17 protein-coding genes are annotated in these 15,879 nt (G+C 61.1%); 2 read left to right on the forward strand and 15 right to left on the reverse strand.

Features of this window, described 5'->3' with window-relative positions:
• Positions 1-73 precede the first annotated feature (73 nt).
• The 11 genes from N5D48_RS05060 to N5D48_RS05110 all read right to left on the reverse strand — a co-directional run bounded on the left by N5D48_RS05060 (position 74) and on the right by N5D48_RS05110 (position 9,749).
• Positions 74-277, reverse strand: coding sequence for a hypothetical protein (locus N5D48_RS05060; protein WP_279881797.1), 204 nt, complete (start codon positions 275-277; stop codon positions 74-76).
• Positions 278-679: 402 nt separating this feature from the next.
• A complete protein-coding gene (locus N5D48_RS05065; RefSeq protein ID WP_279881799.1) occupies positions 680-889 on the reverse strand; it encodes a hypothetical protein in 210 nt (69 codons plus the stop codon).
• A 305-nt stretch (positions 890-1,194) separates the two neighbouring features.
• Positions 1,195-1,455, reverse strand: a complete 261-nt coding sequence (locus N5D48_RS05070; protein ID WP_279881801.1) for a hypothetical protein — start codon at positions 1,453-1,455, stop codon at positions 1,195-1,197.
• Positions 1,452-1,814 carry a hypothetical protein gene (locus tag N5D48_RS05075; RefSeq protein WP_279881803.1) on the reverse strand — a complete coding sequence of 121 codons (363 nt, stop codon included), beginning with the start codon at positions 1,812-1,814 and terminating at the stop codon, positions 1,452-1,454. Before N5D48_RS05075 ends, N5D48_RS05070 begins: the two co-directional genes overlap by 4 nt.
• A complete protein-coding gene (locus N5D48_RS05080) occupies positions 1,811-2,152 on the reverse strand; it encodes a lysozyme (RefSeq protein WP_279881978.1) in 342 nt (113 codons plus the stop codon). The genes N5D48_RS05075 and N5D48_RS05080 overlap by 4 nt, the downstream gene beginning before the upstream one ends.
• Before the next feature lie 149 nt (positions 2,153-2,301).
• Positions 2,302-2,898: a tail fiber assembly protein gene (locus N5D48_RS05085; RefSeq protein ID WP_279881805.1), complete on the reverse strand. Its 597-nt coding sequence runs from the start codon at positions 2,896-2,898 to the stop codon at positions 2,302-2,304.
• Positions 2,898-3,950 (reverse strand): hypothetical protein, encoded by a 1,053-nt coding sequence (locus tag N5D48_RS05090; RefSeq protein WP_279881807.1) that lies wholly within the window; start codon positions 3,948-3,950, stop codon positions 2,898-2,900. Before N5D48_RS05090 ends, N5D48_RS05085 begins: the two co-directional genes overlap by 1 nt.
• 33 nt (positions 3,951-3,983) lie before the next feature.
• The gene (locus N5D48_RS05095; protein ID WP_279881810.1) at positions 3,984-5,042 is read right to left on the reverse strand and encodes a hypothetical protein; all 1,059 of its coding nucleotides are present in this window, start codon (positions 5,040-5,042) and stop codon (positions 3,984-3,986) included.
• On the reverse strand, positions 5,042-8,518 hold the full coding sequence (locus N5D48_RS05100; protein WP_279881813.1) for a phage tail protein: 3,477 nt from the start codon (positions 8,516-8,518) through the stop codon (positions 5,042-5,044). The genes N5D48_RS05095 and N5D48_RS05100 overlap by 1 nt, the downstream gene beginning before the upstream one ends.
• 200 nt (positions 8,519-8,718) lie before the next feature.
• Positions 8,719-9,327 (reverse strand): tail assembly protein, encoded by a 609-nt coding sequence (locus N5D48_RS05105; protein WP_279881981.1) that lies wholly within the window; start codon positions 9,325-9,327, stop codon positions 8,719-8,721.
• Between the two features lie 62 nt (positions 9,328-9,389).
• A complete protein-coding gene (locus N5D48_RS05110) occupies positions 9,390-9,749 on the reverse strand; it encodes a hypothetical protein (RefSeq protein WP_279881816.1) in 360 nt (119 codons plus the stop codon).
• Between the two features lie 151 nt (positions 9,750-9,900).
• Between N5D48_RS05110 and N5D48_RS05115 the strand changes: the two genes are divergently transcribed.
• Complete coding sequence (locus tag N5D48_RS05115) at positions 9,901-10,488, forward strand: hypothetical protein (RefSeq protein WP_279881818.1); 588 nt, start codon at positions 9,901-9,903, stop codon at positions 10,486-10,488.
• A 1-nt stretch (position 10,489) separates the two neighbouring features.
• Positions 10,490-10,645: a hypothetical protein gene (locus N5D48_RS05120; protein WP_279881821.1), complete on the forward strand. Its 156-nt coding sequence runs from the start codon at positions 10,490-10,492 to the stop codon at positions 10,643-10,645.
• A gap of 65 nt (positions 10,646-10,710) precedes the next feature.
• Here the strand turns inward: N5D48_RS05120 and N5D48_RS05125 are convergent, their stop codons facing one another.
• The 4 genes from N5D48_RS05125 to N5D48_RS05140 are packed head-to-tail and all read right to left on the reverse strand — an operon-like array spanning position 10,711 to position 15,858.
• Positions 10,711-11,487 (reverse strand): C40 family peptidase, encoded by a 777-nt coding sequence (locus N5D48_RS05125; protein ID WP_279881822.1) that lies wholly within the window; start codon positions 11,485-11,487, stop codon positions 10,711-10,713.
• Positions 11,488-11,489: 2 nt separating this feature from the next.
• Positions 11,490-12,239 carry a phage minor tail protein L gene (locus N5D48_RS05130; RefSeq protein ID WP_279881823.1) on the reverse strand — a complete coding sequence of 250 codons (750 nt, stop codon included), beginning with the start codon at positions 12,237-12,239 and terminating at the stop codon, positions 11,490-11,492.
• Entirely contained in the window at positions 12,236-12,574 is a 339-nt protein-coding gene (locus N5D48_RS05135; RefSeq protein ID WP_279881824.1) for a phage tail protein, read from the reverse strand. Before N5D48_RS05135 ends, N5D48_RS05130 begins: the two co-directional genes overlap by 4 nt.
• On the reverse strand, positions 12,574-15,858 hold the full coding sequence (locus tag N5D48_RS05140) for a phage tail tape measure protein (RefSeq protein ID WP_279881825.1): 3,285 nt from the start codon (positions 15,856-15,858) through the stop codon (positions 12,574-12,576). The genes N5D48_RS05135 and N5D48_RS05140 overlap by 1 nt, the downstream gene beginning before the upstream one ends.
• Positions 15,859-15,879 lie beyond the last annotated feature (21 nt).

Below are 15,879 nucleotides of genomic sequence, written 5' to 3' on the forward strand. Positions count from 1 at the left end.
TGTAAGCCATATGCCCGAAGGCATGTAAGCCTTATCTTACAATTCTTACGGATACCGGAAGGTTTTCCGGTATCTACAACCCCATCTGCCTGATGATCCTGCGCAGCTCCATCCCATCACGAAGCGCTCTGCTGGCGTCCATGGTCATCTGCTCAAGCGCCTTGCTCTCGAATATCTCGGCCATGGCGGCGGCCTTCCTGACGATCAGTAGCGCCAGCTCAGGCGGGAAGGTGATCGGCTCCGGGCCGGGTAGGTAGTCGCAGTCGATAACGGACATGGTGCGGCCCTCGATGTGGTTGTGCCCAGGTGGGTGAGCTGGGCGCCTGACTATCTGATAACGGCCCAGCACCCAGGTAGTTCACGGCGAGCAGTTCGGCCACCTCCAGGGTCTGCGCCACCTGCAGATTTTCGCTGCTCCTGCGCGTTCTCGTCAGACCTGCTGGCCCAACCCGTCCTGGCGCACCTTCGCCGCCAGGGTCAGGACACCATGGGTGTGCTCCCGCTCCGCTGCTAGGCCTGCTCGGTTCTCGCGGACGACAGCGAACGTGCTTGTCCGGCTTTGTACTGCCTCGAGAGCCAGTCCAATGTGTCGATATCTACACGGCGTGCTGTTATCCACACGCTGGCGCTCGTCGAGTCGATCGACATTGGTAGTTTCGACTGGGAGCGAGGCGCCTCATCAGTGACGGGTGAGGGGCTGGTGCCCTAGGGCATAGAGCTGGTAGTCGGTCACGGCCTGATACGATGACTCGGCGATCAGGCGTAACCGCTCGACCTCCTCTGCCGGAGAACCTGCCGCCTGAGCCTTATGGTAGGCACGCAAAGCCTCCAGCGCTTCACGGATGAGTGGTTCACCCGCCTCAATCATTCCTTCGATGGTTCTCTTCATGGGCATCCCTCATGCCATATCTAGCGGTGGTCCATGGTACGCCGAAAAATCGATACAGAGTCACAGGCCGCATCCGCCGCTCGCCGGAGACGCTCCAGCTCTTCAGCCGGAGCGCCACCATCCTTTGCGTCGTGATAGGCGCGTAATGCCTCGAGGGCGGCACGGATGATCGGCTCACCCGCGGCTATCACTTCATCGCTACCTTGCCTCACCGGAGATTCCTCCAGATAACATGGATCATTCATTGTAGGCCGCCCGAAGCCTATGATGAGTGGCTGTGACCAGCGGACTGACACCTAACTGCGCTACTGGCACGCCGAAACCGCCGCCTCCAGCAGCCCCTCATAGCCGATCCGCTGCAAGCGCTCAGCAAGCAACGCTCGCACCTTTGTCTCCAAATCGTCTGACTTGCGTAGGCTATCGGTCGCCCAGACAGGTACCGCTACCTCCGGCGCCCGGCACGGCACCTGCACCGGAACCTCGACGCGCACGTACTGCACCTGCGGCTCAATACGACCACTGCAACCGGCCAAAGCCAGCGCCAGCACGAACAGCAGCATCCTCATAGGCCCAGCTCATTGTCGATGATCGATGTGGTAGCGGCGCACTGGTCGCCGCCGGTTCGCTCCTGCTGCAGGCGGTTCGCCGATGCATACCTGGCTTTCGCAGCAGCCTGCGCGTTGCTGCTGGCCTGCTCCGCCCTGGCCTGGCGCTCGTTCTCGGCCAGGGTCAGGTCGCCCAGGGCCTTGCCCTGCTCCGCTGCCAGCCCTGCGAGGTTCTCGCGCGCGGCGGAGCACACGGCAGCCTGGCTCTGGACCGCGTCGAGAACCGGGCGAAAGTGGTTGGTGGTGGCCCAAGTGCCCACGGCCATGCCGAGCAGCACCAGCAGGCAGGCGCCGGCGAGGCGCAGCGCCCAGGAACTCACACGGCCTCCAGGAACAGATCGCGCTCAGCAGCACGACGGCGCACCAGCCCAGGCAACACCTTCCCGCCCGCATTGTTCCAGCGCGGGAACTGCTCGGCGGCGCCGGCATAGTCGCCAGCGTTGAGCAGCCGGCGCAGCGTGGACGATTCGAGGTTCGCCGCGCCGAGGTTGTAGGCGAAGCTGATCAGTGCATCCCATTGGTTCTGGTTCAGCGGAGCCGTGACCAGGCGCTCGATCTCCGGCTCGAAGCGCTGAACGTCGTTCAGCAGCATGCGCTCTGCTTGCTCATTGCTGATCGACATTCCGGCCTTCACGCCCCGAGTGGTTCCGTAGCCAATAGTCCAGACGCCGACGGCATCCTGATAAGCCTACAAGCGCAGGCCCTCGAACGACTTGATGAGGCTCAAGCCGCGTTGCGATGTACGCATTGGGTTTTCTCCAGGCAAAAAAATACCGCCTCATGGGCGGTCGGTGGTTTCGGTGCAGGTCAGGCCGGCGGCGCGGGCCAGTCGATCGCCGCGGGGTAGCCGGGCTGGTCCGGCAAGCGGTTCAGCGCAACGCGGTAGCGCTTCCAGTCTTTCAACCGCAGCGCCTCGGCCTCAGTGGCTTCATCCAGATCAACGGCATCCTGCAGCGGGGCAATTGCCTGATCAGCCTGCGCACGGTGGCGCGCTATCTCGGCAGCTGCCTCGGCACGCCGCTGCTCGATCAGGTTCGCGGCCTTCTGTTCGGCGGTGATGACCTGGCTCCAGTCGATCACGCCTGTAGCTGCCGGCTCTGCGCCTTGCGCCTCCTGCCCGGGAAGCTGCACAGCACCTTCGGCAGGATCAACGATATCAGCCGGGAACCTGGCCGACTCTGGAGCATCAGCAGCGTGCGGCAGTCGCAGCGTAACAATCAACTTTCCATCGCGACGCTCGATCAGGTCGTGCATGAACGGACTGCCCACCGCGTCTGCTGGGAGCGATGCGCCGTCAGGCAGCCTGGCGAAGTCCAGCGCCACGCTATTGATCGTCAGCATATCGCCCAGGCGAAACACCGACAGTTCAGTGTCCGAACGTACCGGTGAAAGCTTAATGATCATCAGAACCACCTCCCGGTAGCGATTCGCATAACCTGCATAGATACAAGCCCCTGCTGGTTCACTGTGAACGGTACACACTGAGCAAATAGACTGTTGGTTGATAGAGCCTGGCCGGCGACCATGATCGGCACCGCTCCGCCCTCGACATATACAGTCACAGATGGGGTGCTTACAAAAGCGGCAGGCATTGGCAGAGTCGGGATCGAGGACCCGGTGAAAAGTGGACCGGCTGCAACGTTCATGTTTGCTTGATGCTCATCTCTGCGCCAGCAAATCATCGTGCCGTCGGCGAACTTCGTATAGCTACCATTGCCGTTTGTGCCGCGCTCGATAATCGCTCCCGTAGGAGCCCCGCTCACTTGGGTAACGGTTCCCGACAAATCCGCATTCGATAGTCCGCGCCTCCAAAGCTGATCTACTCCTGATGCATTTCGCGTCATCCAGTAGAGCGAGTTCGTTGCATCTGCAAGAGCAATCTGGGCAGCTCGATAAGTGTCTCGCTGCAAATTCAATGCAACAAGCGTCCCGGTGGTTGGACCCGTAGAGTCCTGAAACATGCGGAACGCACGCGATGTCTTAACGTCGACCGAGCGCTCGTCGGGTCCAACTTGTGCGCTTCCCCAGCCGTAATCACCAACTTTCGTAACGCGACCTGCCGTAGAGTCAGTACTGCTCGTTGTTAATGTCAGCCCCAGTCCGGCCCGCGCGTCCACTTGCGTAGTTCCGCCGGTCCCGCCTTTTGCGACCGGAACAACGTTCTCAGTCGAGACTGATCCCAGGCTCGCAAGTGTTGTCCCCCACTGATTCACCAGCTGGCGAAGACTGTCGGCGGCATCCTTGACATACCCCTGCATCGGCGCCAGGCCATAAGACCCAGTCGTAACAGTCGCCCCTTGATAGGCCGGGAGGATGCTGAGGACCGTTGCGCTGGCGATGTTCGCGACTTCATACCAGCGGCCATCCGGCCCTTGGAATGCATCACCTACTCGGGCGTTGAGCGCGAAGTTTGTGTTTGTGCCGGTCACAGTCGTTTGGCCGGCAGTGATGGCCACCTGGCCGGATCTATACCATGGCATGCTTGTTCCTCAGAAAGGCTTCATTGGGCGTGAGGCGAATAACGTTCGACCATTAGCCGTGAGCGGGTTGATCCCTGACCCGTTGTCGCAATACATCTGCAGGATCGAGCGGTTGCTCGGCAGAAAACCACCGAAGTTGGCGCGGACCGGTTGCGTCGTTGCGCCGATGTTCGTGACAGAGAACAACGCATTGGCAAGGACGTAATCCTGGTAGCTCCCTGTCCAGGGCATCTGCTGGCTTGGGGCGTAATAGCCACCGCCACCAGTAATCGGACTGCCTGCCTGGATGAACTGGTTAGAGGCAGGCTGACTGTTGAGCAGCGACAGATTGGCCGTCGTCACGAACGTTCGGTTACCTGATGCGTCTCGAACAGATGCCCCGTACTCACCTGCAGGCGTGATCGGCGTCATATAGCTCGCGCAAAACCACTTGATCTGCATTGGATAGAGCGCCACATCACCGTGCGCCTGGTTGTTGTTCCAAGCCCTGATGCGGAACCCTGTCCAGTTGCCAGGGCTGCCGATCACGTAGAAGTTGCCAACCATCATGTAGTTTTCGGCGTTCAGGAAGATCAGTGGCCGCTCATAGGTCGTGACCGGCGCCGCAAAATCTGCACCTCCCCACGGGATTTGTGTACCGCTACCAGGCCCCTGAAAGCCGATGTTGAAGTTGCCGTTGTAGCGCACAGTCAACACCCGGTTGATGGCGTCAATTTGTGTGCGCACATCGTTGTTGAATGCTCGAATCCCGTAGCTACCTGGGGCGGCAAACGGCTCGCCGCCCTGCGACAGAATCATCACCTGCCATGTCCTGTCGAACGGCTGTCGGAGGTGCAACTGACCAGTCGTGTACCAGGCTTGAGGGCTGAAGGTGTACTCCGATGAGTTCACCAACGAGTCAACCACGACAAACGATTGAGCCTGGATCTCAGGGATTGAAATGTACTGATCGAACTCACCGCTACCTGTGACCTGCATCATCTTGATCGAGCGGATCGGCGTGATCGTGGTGTCGAGCGTGACAGCCCCGGACGCATCGCGCGTCCGGAGCCCGTACTGCACTGCCATCAGGTCATCCTCCCCAGAGCTGCACGCTCGATGTTGTTCACGTCGTAAACGTAGATGCCGCCGTTGTTGATCAGCGTCGAGCCGCTGCCATCCTGGCCGCGTAACGTGAATGTTCCGTTCACGAGGTTCAGCTCGATCAGCGGTCTGCCTTGTGAATCGACTGCCTGGGATCGGAGCGTCATTCCCAGGACAATTTGTTGGATGAATGCGGTATTGATGAATGCTTGGTTGATGAACACCTGACCGCCCTGGACGACGAACGGTGATGACAGCGTCCCGTTGATCCCGTTGACCACGGCGAACCTGTCTGTACTGACCAGGAACGAACTCTGCAGGCCCGCCGGGCCATTCTCGATTCCAAGGCCGATGCCAGCCGCTACGTACTGCCCCTGGGCATTTACCTGAAGCTTCACCGACCACATTGCTGACGCTTTACCGTCGGCCGTGGCCTGTGCCTGAGCTACTGTTTGCACTGCAGCATTCGTGCTTCCGAGGTCCACCTCGAGCGTTTCGGTCTTCCGAGCAATGACTTCATCGCGGCTCGCACTGACCTTCGTTTCCGTCGCGATAGCTGCCGTGGAGTCCCAGAGCTTCAGCGCGCCGGCGAGATCGCCGTCTGCGTTCTCGTCGCGGTACGAAGCCCGCAGGGTCTGAACACTTTCCGCAACTACCTTGACCTGCCCGTCTACCTCACCAATTTTCGCGGTATTCGTCGAAACCTGCTGAGCCAGGCCGTTGGCCGTCTCGACAGACTGCCCAACATCAATCCAGAGCGCGGTATTGGGTGGCGAGTTCGCGCCGGAAGGATCCGCCGGAACAGGTCCTTTGGCCTGGTAGATTCGGTCATTGACCACCACCATTTGGCCGGTCGTGTAGGCAGTGTTCTTGTCGTAGACCTTGATGGAGTCCAGCGCATTGATTTGGTCCTGCAGGCCATCGATCTTGTTCTTCAGGTCCTCGCCGAGCATCGATTCGTCGATCTCGCCGGAGATCATGTCAAGGATCGGGCCGGGGTCAGTCTGGGCGATCCCCTGCACGGCCGTTGGCGGCACCGGGAAGAAGGGTCCAATGTTTCCAGTGCGGTCCACCAGGCGTGCCCAGAAGAAGAACCTGGCCCCAGCAGCGAGACCGGACATCAGGTACTCAGCTTGTGGATACGCCAGGTCCGCAAGCTTGGTGGCGGTAGCCAGGTTATTCACCGTGTTGTGCCAGATCTCCGTGCGCTGGGTGTCCTCGGCTCCGGGTGGCAGGCCCCATTTCAACCGGATGGCGAATAGCTCGCTGGTCGCCGTCAGGAACGTCACCGCCGGCGGCGCGCCTTCCTTGCCCTTGAGCTCAGTGAGGACCGAAGTACGCCAGGTCGAGGTGATGTCGAATGCACTGACCGCGCGGACGCGGGCCAGGTAGGCACCAGCGTAGATGCCGACAACGTCGACCGACGCGGTGCCGGTGCGCTGCAGGCGAATCCAGTTGCCGCTGTCCTTGCGCCATTCCACGTCGTAGGCCACGGCCCCCTCTACGGCGGGCCAGGAAATGGTCATCGTGCTGACGGCCAGACCCTGGCTTATCGCGTAGTCCGAGGTGAGGGTCACGCTCGCCGGCGGCGGAACGGTCGTCACCGGGATGACACTGATCGGGCGTTCTTCCAGCTTCGCGCCGGTGTCGATCGCTGCGAACTTGCTCGGGTTGAACTCCAGCGCGGTGATCTCGTACTCGCCTTCGGCGGTGCGGGAAGTCTTGAGCACGCGGAACAGCTGAACAGCCAGGTCATCGGCGTCGATCGCCCACTGCAATTCAGGCTCCGGCTGAACGCTGTAGGCCGTGGTCACCGTCACCGCGCGGCCGGCAACCGACTGAACGGTGCGGCCTTGGGCGCTGCCGTTGGGCAAGTTGATGATCAGGCGGTCGCCGGCTTTGATCTGCGTGTCACGGTCCAGGGTCACGACCTTGCCAGCCGCCGCAGCGATCCGGCCACCGTTGGGCCGCCCCGAAAGCAGCTCATCCGCCACCGGAATGACGTGGCCAGGCAGCGGAATGCGGCCCTCCATGCCGGTCTTGAACGTGACGGTGCGGTCTTGGTTGTTGCTCAACAGCGCCCATTTCCCGCGGCGCTGGGCCTCCGATGCGCGCGTGCAGCCGATGGCCGATATCTCGATCGGCCGGTCCTGGTACCGGCGCTGAAGCGCGAGGTCGGTGACCGGGATCACGTCGGTGTCGTAGTTGTTGCCTGGGTTGTCGTAGCAGACCAGGGCGCGGCTGTAGTGCGTGCTGCGCTCGGCCCCGCCGTAGGTGAACTCGCCGTCGATCACGTTGGCGCGGGTGAACACGTAGTCGAAGTCCTGCGCGCGCGGCATATCGGCTTGCATGAACAGCGCGCCCTGCGCCCAATAGACCATGCCCCTGTAGATCGCCGACAGGTCGCGCAGCAGCGTCCAGGCCTCGGACTTGCCCTGCAGGTTCATGTCGCACAGGAAGCGCGGCTCCTGACCACCTACCCCGTCCGGAACCAGCTGGTCGCAGTACTGCGCGATGCGGTACATCTCCCACTTGTCGACCATCCAGGACTTGATCCGCTTGCCCAGCCCGAAGCGATCCTCGACGCACAGGCCGTAGGTGACGAAGGCCGGGTTGTTTGTCCAAGCCTGCTTGAAGGTTCCGTCCCAGGTGCCGCTGTATGTGCGGGTGATCGGGTCGTAGTTTGTCGGTACCGGCCAGCGGCGGGCCTTGCACTTCACGGTTACAGACGGGATGTTCTGGAACTGCTCGGCGTCGAACTCGATGTAGAGCAGCGCGGTGTTGGGATAGCGCAGCTTCTGGTCGATGATTTCGGTGTAGGCAGCAACCGTCATCGTGTCAGCGATGTTGCCGGCGTTGGCGTTCGGCGTGATGCGCCGCGCGCGGATCACCCAGCCCGAGTTCGCTGCAGGTAGATCGACGCGCACGGACCGCTGATAGCCGCTACTGGTCTTGCCGCTAACTGCGTTCCGGTGCGCTTCGACGAAGGAGCCGCCGTCGGTTGCGATGTCGATCGCATACTCGATGGTGTAGCCGTTGGTGTCGCCAGTGGTTTTGTCCTGGCTCAAGAGGCTTGGCCAGCTGAAACGCAGACGCACCGCTGACAACTTGGTGTTGCTCAAAGCGCGAGTCCAGGTCTGGTCGCTTCGTAGCTCGACGTTGACCGAGGTTTCGCTTTCGACCGCCGGGATACCCTGGATGTAGTCCTGCTCCACGGTGCCGCGACGCCACTCCCACTTCACGCCTGGGAAGTTCACGTTGCCGCTGGCATCCTGGATCGGCGTGTTGTCGAGGTAGATGTCACGGGCCGTCGGCGTACCGTCGAACTCGCCTTCGCCCACGGCAAGCAGGAGCTTGGCGATGTTGGTGGATCGCAGGCTGTCGGGGGCTTCGTACGGAGCCTTCGGCTTCTTCTCGCCGCCCTTGGCGCCACTGACAACGGGTTTACGTGCTGCGCCCATGCTTTCCTCCGGGCAAGAAAAAACCGCCTTAGGGCGGTTTGCTTAAGAGCCATGCAGGCTCAAATACAGCTTGATTGAGTAGTACACAGCTCGACAAATAAGCGGAGCAAGGCGTAAGACCAAACGAATCCATGTGTTCATATAGCCCCCATCAGACGCAGGAAGGCCAATCCTTCCTGTGTATGTGAGGTTTTTTGCTCTTACGCCTTATCCTCTGCGTATACGGATGCAGAAATGATCGCCCCGCCCCACCGACGCTCACCGATGCAGATCGGCACAGGGTTGCCGCTGGCGGTTGTGTTCTTTGCGCTGCCGAATGCATAGGACGGCAGGTTCTCTGAGGCCGCGCTCTGTGACAGGCCTTTGGCCTGCGGGCTGAGCATCTGGATTACACCGCCGGCGACGTTTGCAGCTCCAGCTGCGTAAAGGGCACTGACCGCTGGACCTGAGAAGAAGCCGAATGGGTTAAAGTAGGCAAGAGCTATGAGGACGGCGCCAAGCACCGTCTGGAGAGTACCGCCACGCTTGCTGCCATCCACAACCGGAACGATTCTGAGCTCTCTCACCCCGCCGCGCTCGAACTCATCCTGGCCAACATTCCGGCCATTTCGGAAGATCGCGAAACGCATACCGAGCTGAGCGAGACGCCTAATTTCCGCCTCAAATCCTGGAATGGTTGCATTGAGCGCTCTAAAAACTTCGAAGGCGCTTCCGCCGTCCAGCGATCTCCGATGAAGCCGCCCAAACTTTTGTGCCAGAGAGCAAGAGAGCTTGATGTTTGTCATTGGCTCATAGTGAACAACGGCCATAGCCATGAATTTCTCCGGGTATAAAAAACCTCCCGAAGGAGGTTTTGTGAAAAGAGGCTCTGTCAGCCAGCACAGGATTTCACAACATCGAGAACCCTATCGCTGGGTTCCTGCCAGTTCCGATGAAACCTGTACACCACTTTCGACTTCGAGCCCCCTGTAGGTATTACATCTGCAACGTGCCAGGGGGACTCTGCGTTGGGAGCGATGACGCTGAACGAACCACCGGACTTCTGAAGCACGCCGCCAACACTACCGCCGATGAGCGATGTCGATTGCCAGCCATCACGAATGCATTCGGCTGTTTGCTCCGCTGACTTTTTCGATGTGAGAGACAAAACAGGCGGACTGGACCGAATGTCAGCCACATTTGCACACCCCGCCAGCAACATCACCGCCACCGCCCCGATCAGAATTCGCATGTGGTCCCTCCTTTAAAATGGGTAGACTGTACCAGTAGGACTGGCCGGGCATCCAGCGTGGATAAACGATCAGTAGAATACCTAAGTGCAAGGCAGTAGCATTTTGAAATCAAACCGCCAATGCTTAGGCGAATAGTCGGATTAGAGGATCATGGAAGAAGTCACAAAAGAATTGCTACCCACCCTGCAACTGTTTCTACCTGGGTTTTTAACAACTATTGTATTTTATTGGTTCGCTTCAGTACCAAAACCTCCTCAGTTTGAGCGAGTACTACAAGCATTAATCTGCACACCAATTATTAAATTTCTAGTCGAACAGCTAGAGAGCACGCTCTATGAAATTGGTGAGTTATATAGCGTTGGTGTCTGGACAAAAAGTACTGAACTGGGTTTCTCTATCGCTCTACCGATAGCCATTGGACTTTCCCTAGCATGCCTTTGCAATCGAGATCTAATTTATAAGATCGCCCGTAAAATAGGAATTACAAAAAAGGCATCGATTGATGACACAACTCATATTTTTAGCTCAAGGCCGGACCATGTAGTAGTGTTTGAATTCATCGACGGCCGCAGACTCCTTGGATACATTAGATCCTTCCCAAACGACTGCACAGCCGGGGTTTTTCTCGTTGACAACCCCCATTGGATGGCAGGCAAAACCCCAACCCCATATGCTGGAATAGAGTCGATACTGATAAATGCAACAGATGTGAAATGGATTGAATTCCTGGAGGAATAAAATGAAAGACGAAGATTTGAAAAAGCTGCAAGATAAAGTAAGAATTGGAGACCTTATTTACACCAATGAACACTATAATGACAACACAAGATCACGCAGGGCAATACCGATAGCAGTACCTACCCCTCCTCCCCCACCAAAAAAAGAAGAAAAATAGTTCTCACTCGGCTTGCTACGAAAGTAGCAAGCCGATTTTTTAGCTTCGCTTGCTTAATACGATGCTTATGGTATATATCCAACACTAGTTTTTGTCACATTTTGCCTAAGAATGAGGCGCAAACGATTATGCCAAGGTCCGCCAAAAACGATGATTTCTGATGGCCTACCGTACAGGTGGTGCAACAAAAAAGGCCCTTGTCCAAACACCTGTACCTGCTCGCCCGGCAATTGCGGGTCTGCCCCCAGGTAGATGCCGGCATGGTTCGGATGTGCGGTACGCCCCACTGCCATGACGATCATGTCGCCGCGCTGCGGCTGGCTGACCTGGTAGAACCCGGCCGCCTCGTAGGCCTGCTCGTACAGGCTCGGCCCGGCGGCCCGCTCCCACCACCCGTCCTCGCGGGTGTAGGCCGGGAAGTCCAGCCCCCACTCGCGCTGGTACCAATCGGCACACACCTGCCAGCAGTCCCACGCGCCGTGAACAAATGGCCGGCCAAGCAACGGTGTCTCGCCGGTGGGCGTGATCGTCCTCAGGTCACCTTCCGGCCACGACAGGATGTGCCATGGCAGACCCGTGGCCTCGCACATGGCCAGGTCGCGCGGCGACGGCCTGCTGGTGGCGTCCGGGTGCGAATGCACGATGCCGATAACCTGGCCTTGGTCTTCAGCTTCGGCGTACTGCTCCGGCGCGATGCGAAACTCTTCGGTCGGCTCAGTGGCCACGTTGGCGCACGGGAAGTAGACCTGCTTTCGGCCCACAGCCAGGATCAGCCCGCAGCACTCGCGCGGGTACTCCGCCGCGGCGTGCTGCTGCACGGCGGCGAGGATGTGTTTCAGCATGATCAGCTCCTGGCGATCAGGGAGACGGCTGGATAGCCACCGAATGGCAGCTGGTTGCCCTGCCCGTGGCGCACAGCGCAGCCGGTATCAAGGCAGCCGTTGCACTGGTCATTGGCCGGATCATCCGTGGGGTTTCCGTCGAAGTCGAAGTAAGGCCCGGTGTACCCGCAGTTTGGCCCGCGGTAGCCGTTGGTCATGGCCCAATGGCACAGCTGGGTCATCTGCCGGCCAATGGTCTCACCACCGACATCTCCGGGACTGGCCAACTCCCAGGACACGACCGACCCGCTCTCGGCGATTTTCTGGTCGACGTACCAGACTTCGAGGCTTTCCTCAGTCGGGTCGGCTTCGGGGTTTCCGTCCGGGAAATTCGCGGCATCCAGGTACTGCGCCAGGGTGTGGCGCACCGTGAGTTTGAACTCCAGCAGGTTGTCGAAGGCCAGGCACAGCGCGGTTATCCTGCCGTTGACGTTGCCCACGCTCAGCGTCGGGCGCACCTCGGTTCCGTCCGAGTTCGCCTCGATGCCCTCCAGTTGCATGGGCCAGGCGCCGTACTCGTTGCCCTGCCACCAGATGGACTTTGCTGGCAGCTGGTCGACATCAGCGCCGGCCGCTGCCAGCTCCGCAGCCGTGTGCGGGATGGCATGCCCGTGGAAGCGCAGCATGTCGGCGCCGAAGTCGGAGCCGTCCAGCTCGAACAGCATGATCTCGGAGCCGGCCTCCAGCTTCTGGATCTGCGATATCAGGCTCATGGGTGATAGGCCCTCTCAAAAGTTGCGGTGACTGCGAGGATTCCACCAGGCCGGCGCTGGGTGCCGAACGTCTCGCAGCGATACAGCCCAAGCTCGCCATTCGGCGTGGTCCACAGAAACGACTTGAAGCCCTTGTGCCGTCGAATGAAGGCCAGGATGGGTTGCGTTTCATCGGCGACACCGCCGAAGGTCAGCGACCAGCTGTCGCTTTCCCCGTTCAGCCCGTCGCCGGCAGTCTGAACGTAGCCGTCCCCGAACTGCGACTTCCTGACCTTGAGCGTGTTGTCCGAGGTCGCCTCGTCATCGGGCGGCCAGGTGAATGTTTCGATCGCCATTAACGCCTCCCTGGGCTGCTGGCATGACTGACGCCGCCGGGGCGCCAGGAAGCCGCAACCACGCGCTCGGCCACACTCTGCATCTGCTGCTGCATGGCCTGGCCGAGTGCATTGGTATCCAGCTGCATGCCCTCCGAGCTTCGGTCCTGCATGGTGAATTGCATCGGTGCGTTGACCTGTACCACGGTGCCGCCACCTTGGTTGCCGCCCACCACCTGAACGCCCAGCGAGCCGTCAGCGCCACGGGCCAGGGGCATGATCGCCTCGGGACCTGCTTCGCCGGCGACACCCAGACCGCCGTTGGCCATGCCGAACGCGGTCGGCTGGCTGAGCACGCTGTTGGTGAAAGCGCCGCCCTTGGCGAACATCTGCACCCCGCCCAGCCATGCGCCCCCCAGCGCCTGCGGAAAGTAAGCGCTGCCGTAGCCGGCCTGGGACGCACCCAGGTTCGACGATACCGCGCCTGCTGAACCCGCAGGCAGGCCATTGCCGCCACCACCGAAGTAGTTGCCCACGGCGGATATCCCCATGCCGACCAGGCCGCTGAGCAGAGAGCTCGCGGCTTGCTGGCTGGCGATCCTCGCCATGTCGCTGATGACGCTGGCAGCGAAGTCCTTGAACCGCATCTTGCCGGTCATTGCGAAGTTGGACAGGGCCTGGCTGGCCGAGTCGAAGCCGGCAGACAAGGTGCGATCAGTCGCGCCCGCGATATCGGCTGCGTCCGCCTGGATGTTGGCCCAGGCGCGCCGCGCGCCGTTGCGGTAATCGCGCTGAGCCTGCAGTTTGGCGTCGTGGCCATCGACCTCCATCTGCAGCTCGCGGGCCTGGTAGTCAGCCAGGTCGGCCAGGCGCTGCTCGTAGGCCGATTGGCTCAGTCGGCGCGACACGTCTTCCTGCTGTTCCTCCAGCTGGCGGCGGGCATCGGCGTACTTCTGCCGCACGGCGTTCAGGCGGTCGGCCTGCTCGCGCTGATCGTCGCCCATGCCCACGCCCGCGACGTCCGCATTGATTGCGTCTTGCCGGGTCTGCAGCACCACCTCCATCGCCTTGCGGTAAGCCTCGGCGCTGTTGCGGCGCTGCTCGGCCAGCTTGCGTTCCTCCTCGGCGCGCTTCTGGATGATCGGGTCGGCGTAGGCCTGGTTGAGGTTCTTGATGCCGAGTTCCATTTCGGCAGCAGTGATCTTGCCGGCGGCCTGGGCTTTGCGCAGCCCCTTCACCCCCTCCGCCAGATCCTCGAGGCGCTTCTTCTCCGGCAGCGCTCGGTCGATGATCGCGTCCAGCGCCTTGATCTCGTCCTTCAGCGCCTTGGTGCGATCCTGGCTGCCGCTGGTGGCATCCTTGTTGGCTTTCTTCTGCGACTCGATCGCGCTCGCGGCGGACAGAATCGCCTGCCGATCGGTCTCGGTGAGGTCGGCGTTCTCTGCGATGTGGCGGTTGGCGATCTTGATAGCGTCGCCATTGTCCTGCAGGCCGGCCAGCTGCTTCTGCAGCGTTTCGAGGTAGGTCTGGCCCGCCGTGGTCATCCCGGCCTTCGCCGCGTTGTTCGCTTGCGTAGACGCGGTGTTCTCGTTCGTGACGCCGGTCAGCACCCGCAGGGTTTCAGCGATCAGGGCCGAGCGCTGGTCGGCATCGCTGACCGCGCCGGCCTGGGTGATCCACTGCTGAACGGTGCTGGGCGGCAGGTTCAGGCGCTCGCCGACCTCGCGAAGCACCGGCGACAGGTCGGACCCCGCCGCCCTGGCTTCCTTCAGCCGCTCGACCACGTCCTGATAGGCACGCAACTGCTGGCCGTACTGGCCGCCAGAATCACGGGCCGGTGCCGTAACGACGGCCTGCCGGATCGACTGGGCCAGGTCGCCGTAGGCGTCCTTCACCTGGTCGGTCGCGTTGATATGCTCTTGCTGCCACTTCACCAGCGAGGCTTCGCGCTGGTCCCGGCTGAGCTTGGCGAACTCTTCCCGCAGCTGCGCAACCGGTTTCTGCAGGTCCGCGATGCTGACACTGGCCTTGTCGGCGTTGTCGCTCAGCAGCAGGAAGCTGGCCGCCGCAGTGCCGGCCAAGAGCGCGAGCCCCATGGGGCCGCCCATCATCGCGAGCACACCAGCTGACGCAGCGCGCAAACCGGTCTGTGCTGTTGCCACGGCCGCAGTGGCCGCCGCCTCCCGCGCTCTGGCCTGGGCCAGTTGAATCGACATCTCGGTTTGAACGGCGGTGCTGCGCGCCGCTGCAGCCTCGCGGGCCGCCAAGATCGTTGCAGTCTGCGCTTTGCGCTGGTCGGCAATGGCAGCCTGCAGCACCGCTTGCGCCTGAGCGATACGCGCAGTGCGGTCCGCCAGCGCGGCCTGCAGTGCAAGGCCAGCTTTTGCGACGTAGTTGGTCAGCGCGGCAACACCGACGCCCCCCATGGCGACCGCGACCAGGTTGACATTATCCGCCAGGGCGAGGAGGACTTTCGACAGACCGCCCACAATGCCGGTGCGCTCCTCCATGCCGCCAAGGAAGGTGCTGATGGCGTTGCTGATGTTGACCAGGGCGTCTTGAACGCTGGTCGACATGTCGGCCGCCGCTTTGCGGTTGACCTCGACGGTGCGCAGCAGGCCGTTGTTGAGGTCGTCCAGCGACAGCTTGCCTTCAACGCCGAGCTTGCGAATGGCATCGGCGCTTTTGCCGGTACCCGCCGCGATGGCTTCAACGATGGTTGGCATCGCAGTCTGAATCGAAACCCACCCGTCCGCCTCTATCTTGCCGGTCTGGAGCGCCTTGGAGTAGGCATCCAGCGCCGAGCCAGCCTTGTCGGCCGCTGCGGCGTTGGTCACCAGTAGGAAGCTGAAGCTGTCGGTGATATCGAGCGTTTGCTGAGTGTTGAAACCCAAGCTGCTCATCACGTCAGCGGTACGGATGTAGAGCTCCTGCGCTTCGGCCAGGGGCCGGTAGGTCTCCTGCGCAGTTCGCAGCAGGTGCTCCTGCACCACCTGATACTCGGCGGCGCTTCCCGCAGCCGCTTTCATCCGGTCGGCCATCTGACCGTAGGCATCGACCTGCTTGATGATGCCGCCGATCAGGCCGGCGCCGGCAACCGCAGCCAGAGCGCCGCGGATCAGCGTACCTGCACCCTGAGCCGCCGCGCCCGCCTTGTCGAAGGCCGAGTCCACAGTGGCCAGGTTGCGGTCGATCGCCTGGCTGCTGCGGGCCACCACCTGGTCGGCGCTGGCCAGTTCGCGGCGCAGCTGGGCGGTTGTCGCCTCGATCTGAACCAACATCCCCTGGACCTGTTGATCGGCCATGTATATCTCCAAGCACAAAAA

This window comes from Pseudomonas sp. GD03858 (assembly GCF_029840925.1).
Taxonomy (GTDB): Bacteria; Pseudomonadota; Gammaproteobacteria; order Pseudomonadales; family Pseudomonadaceae; genus Aquipseudomonas.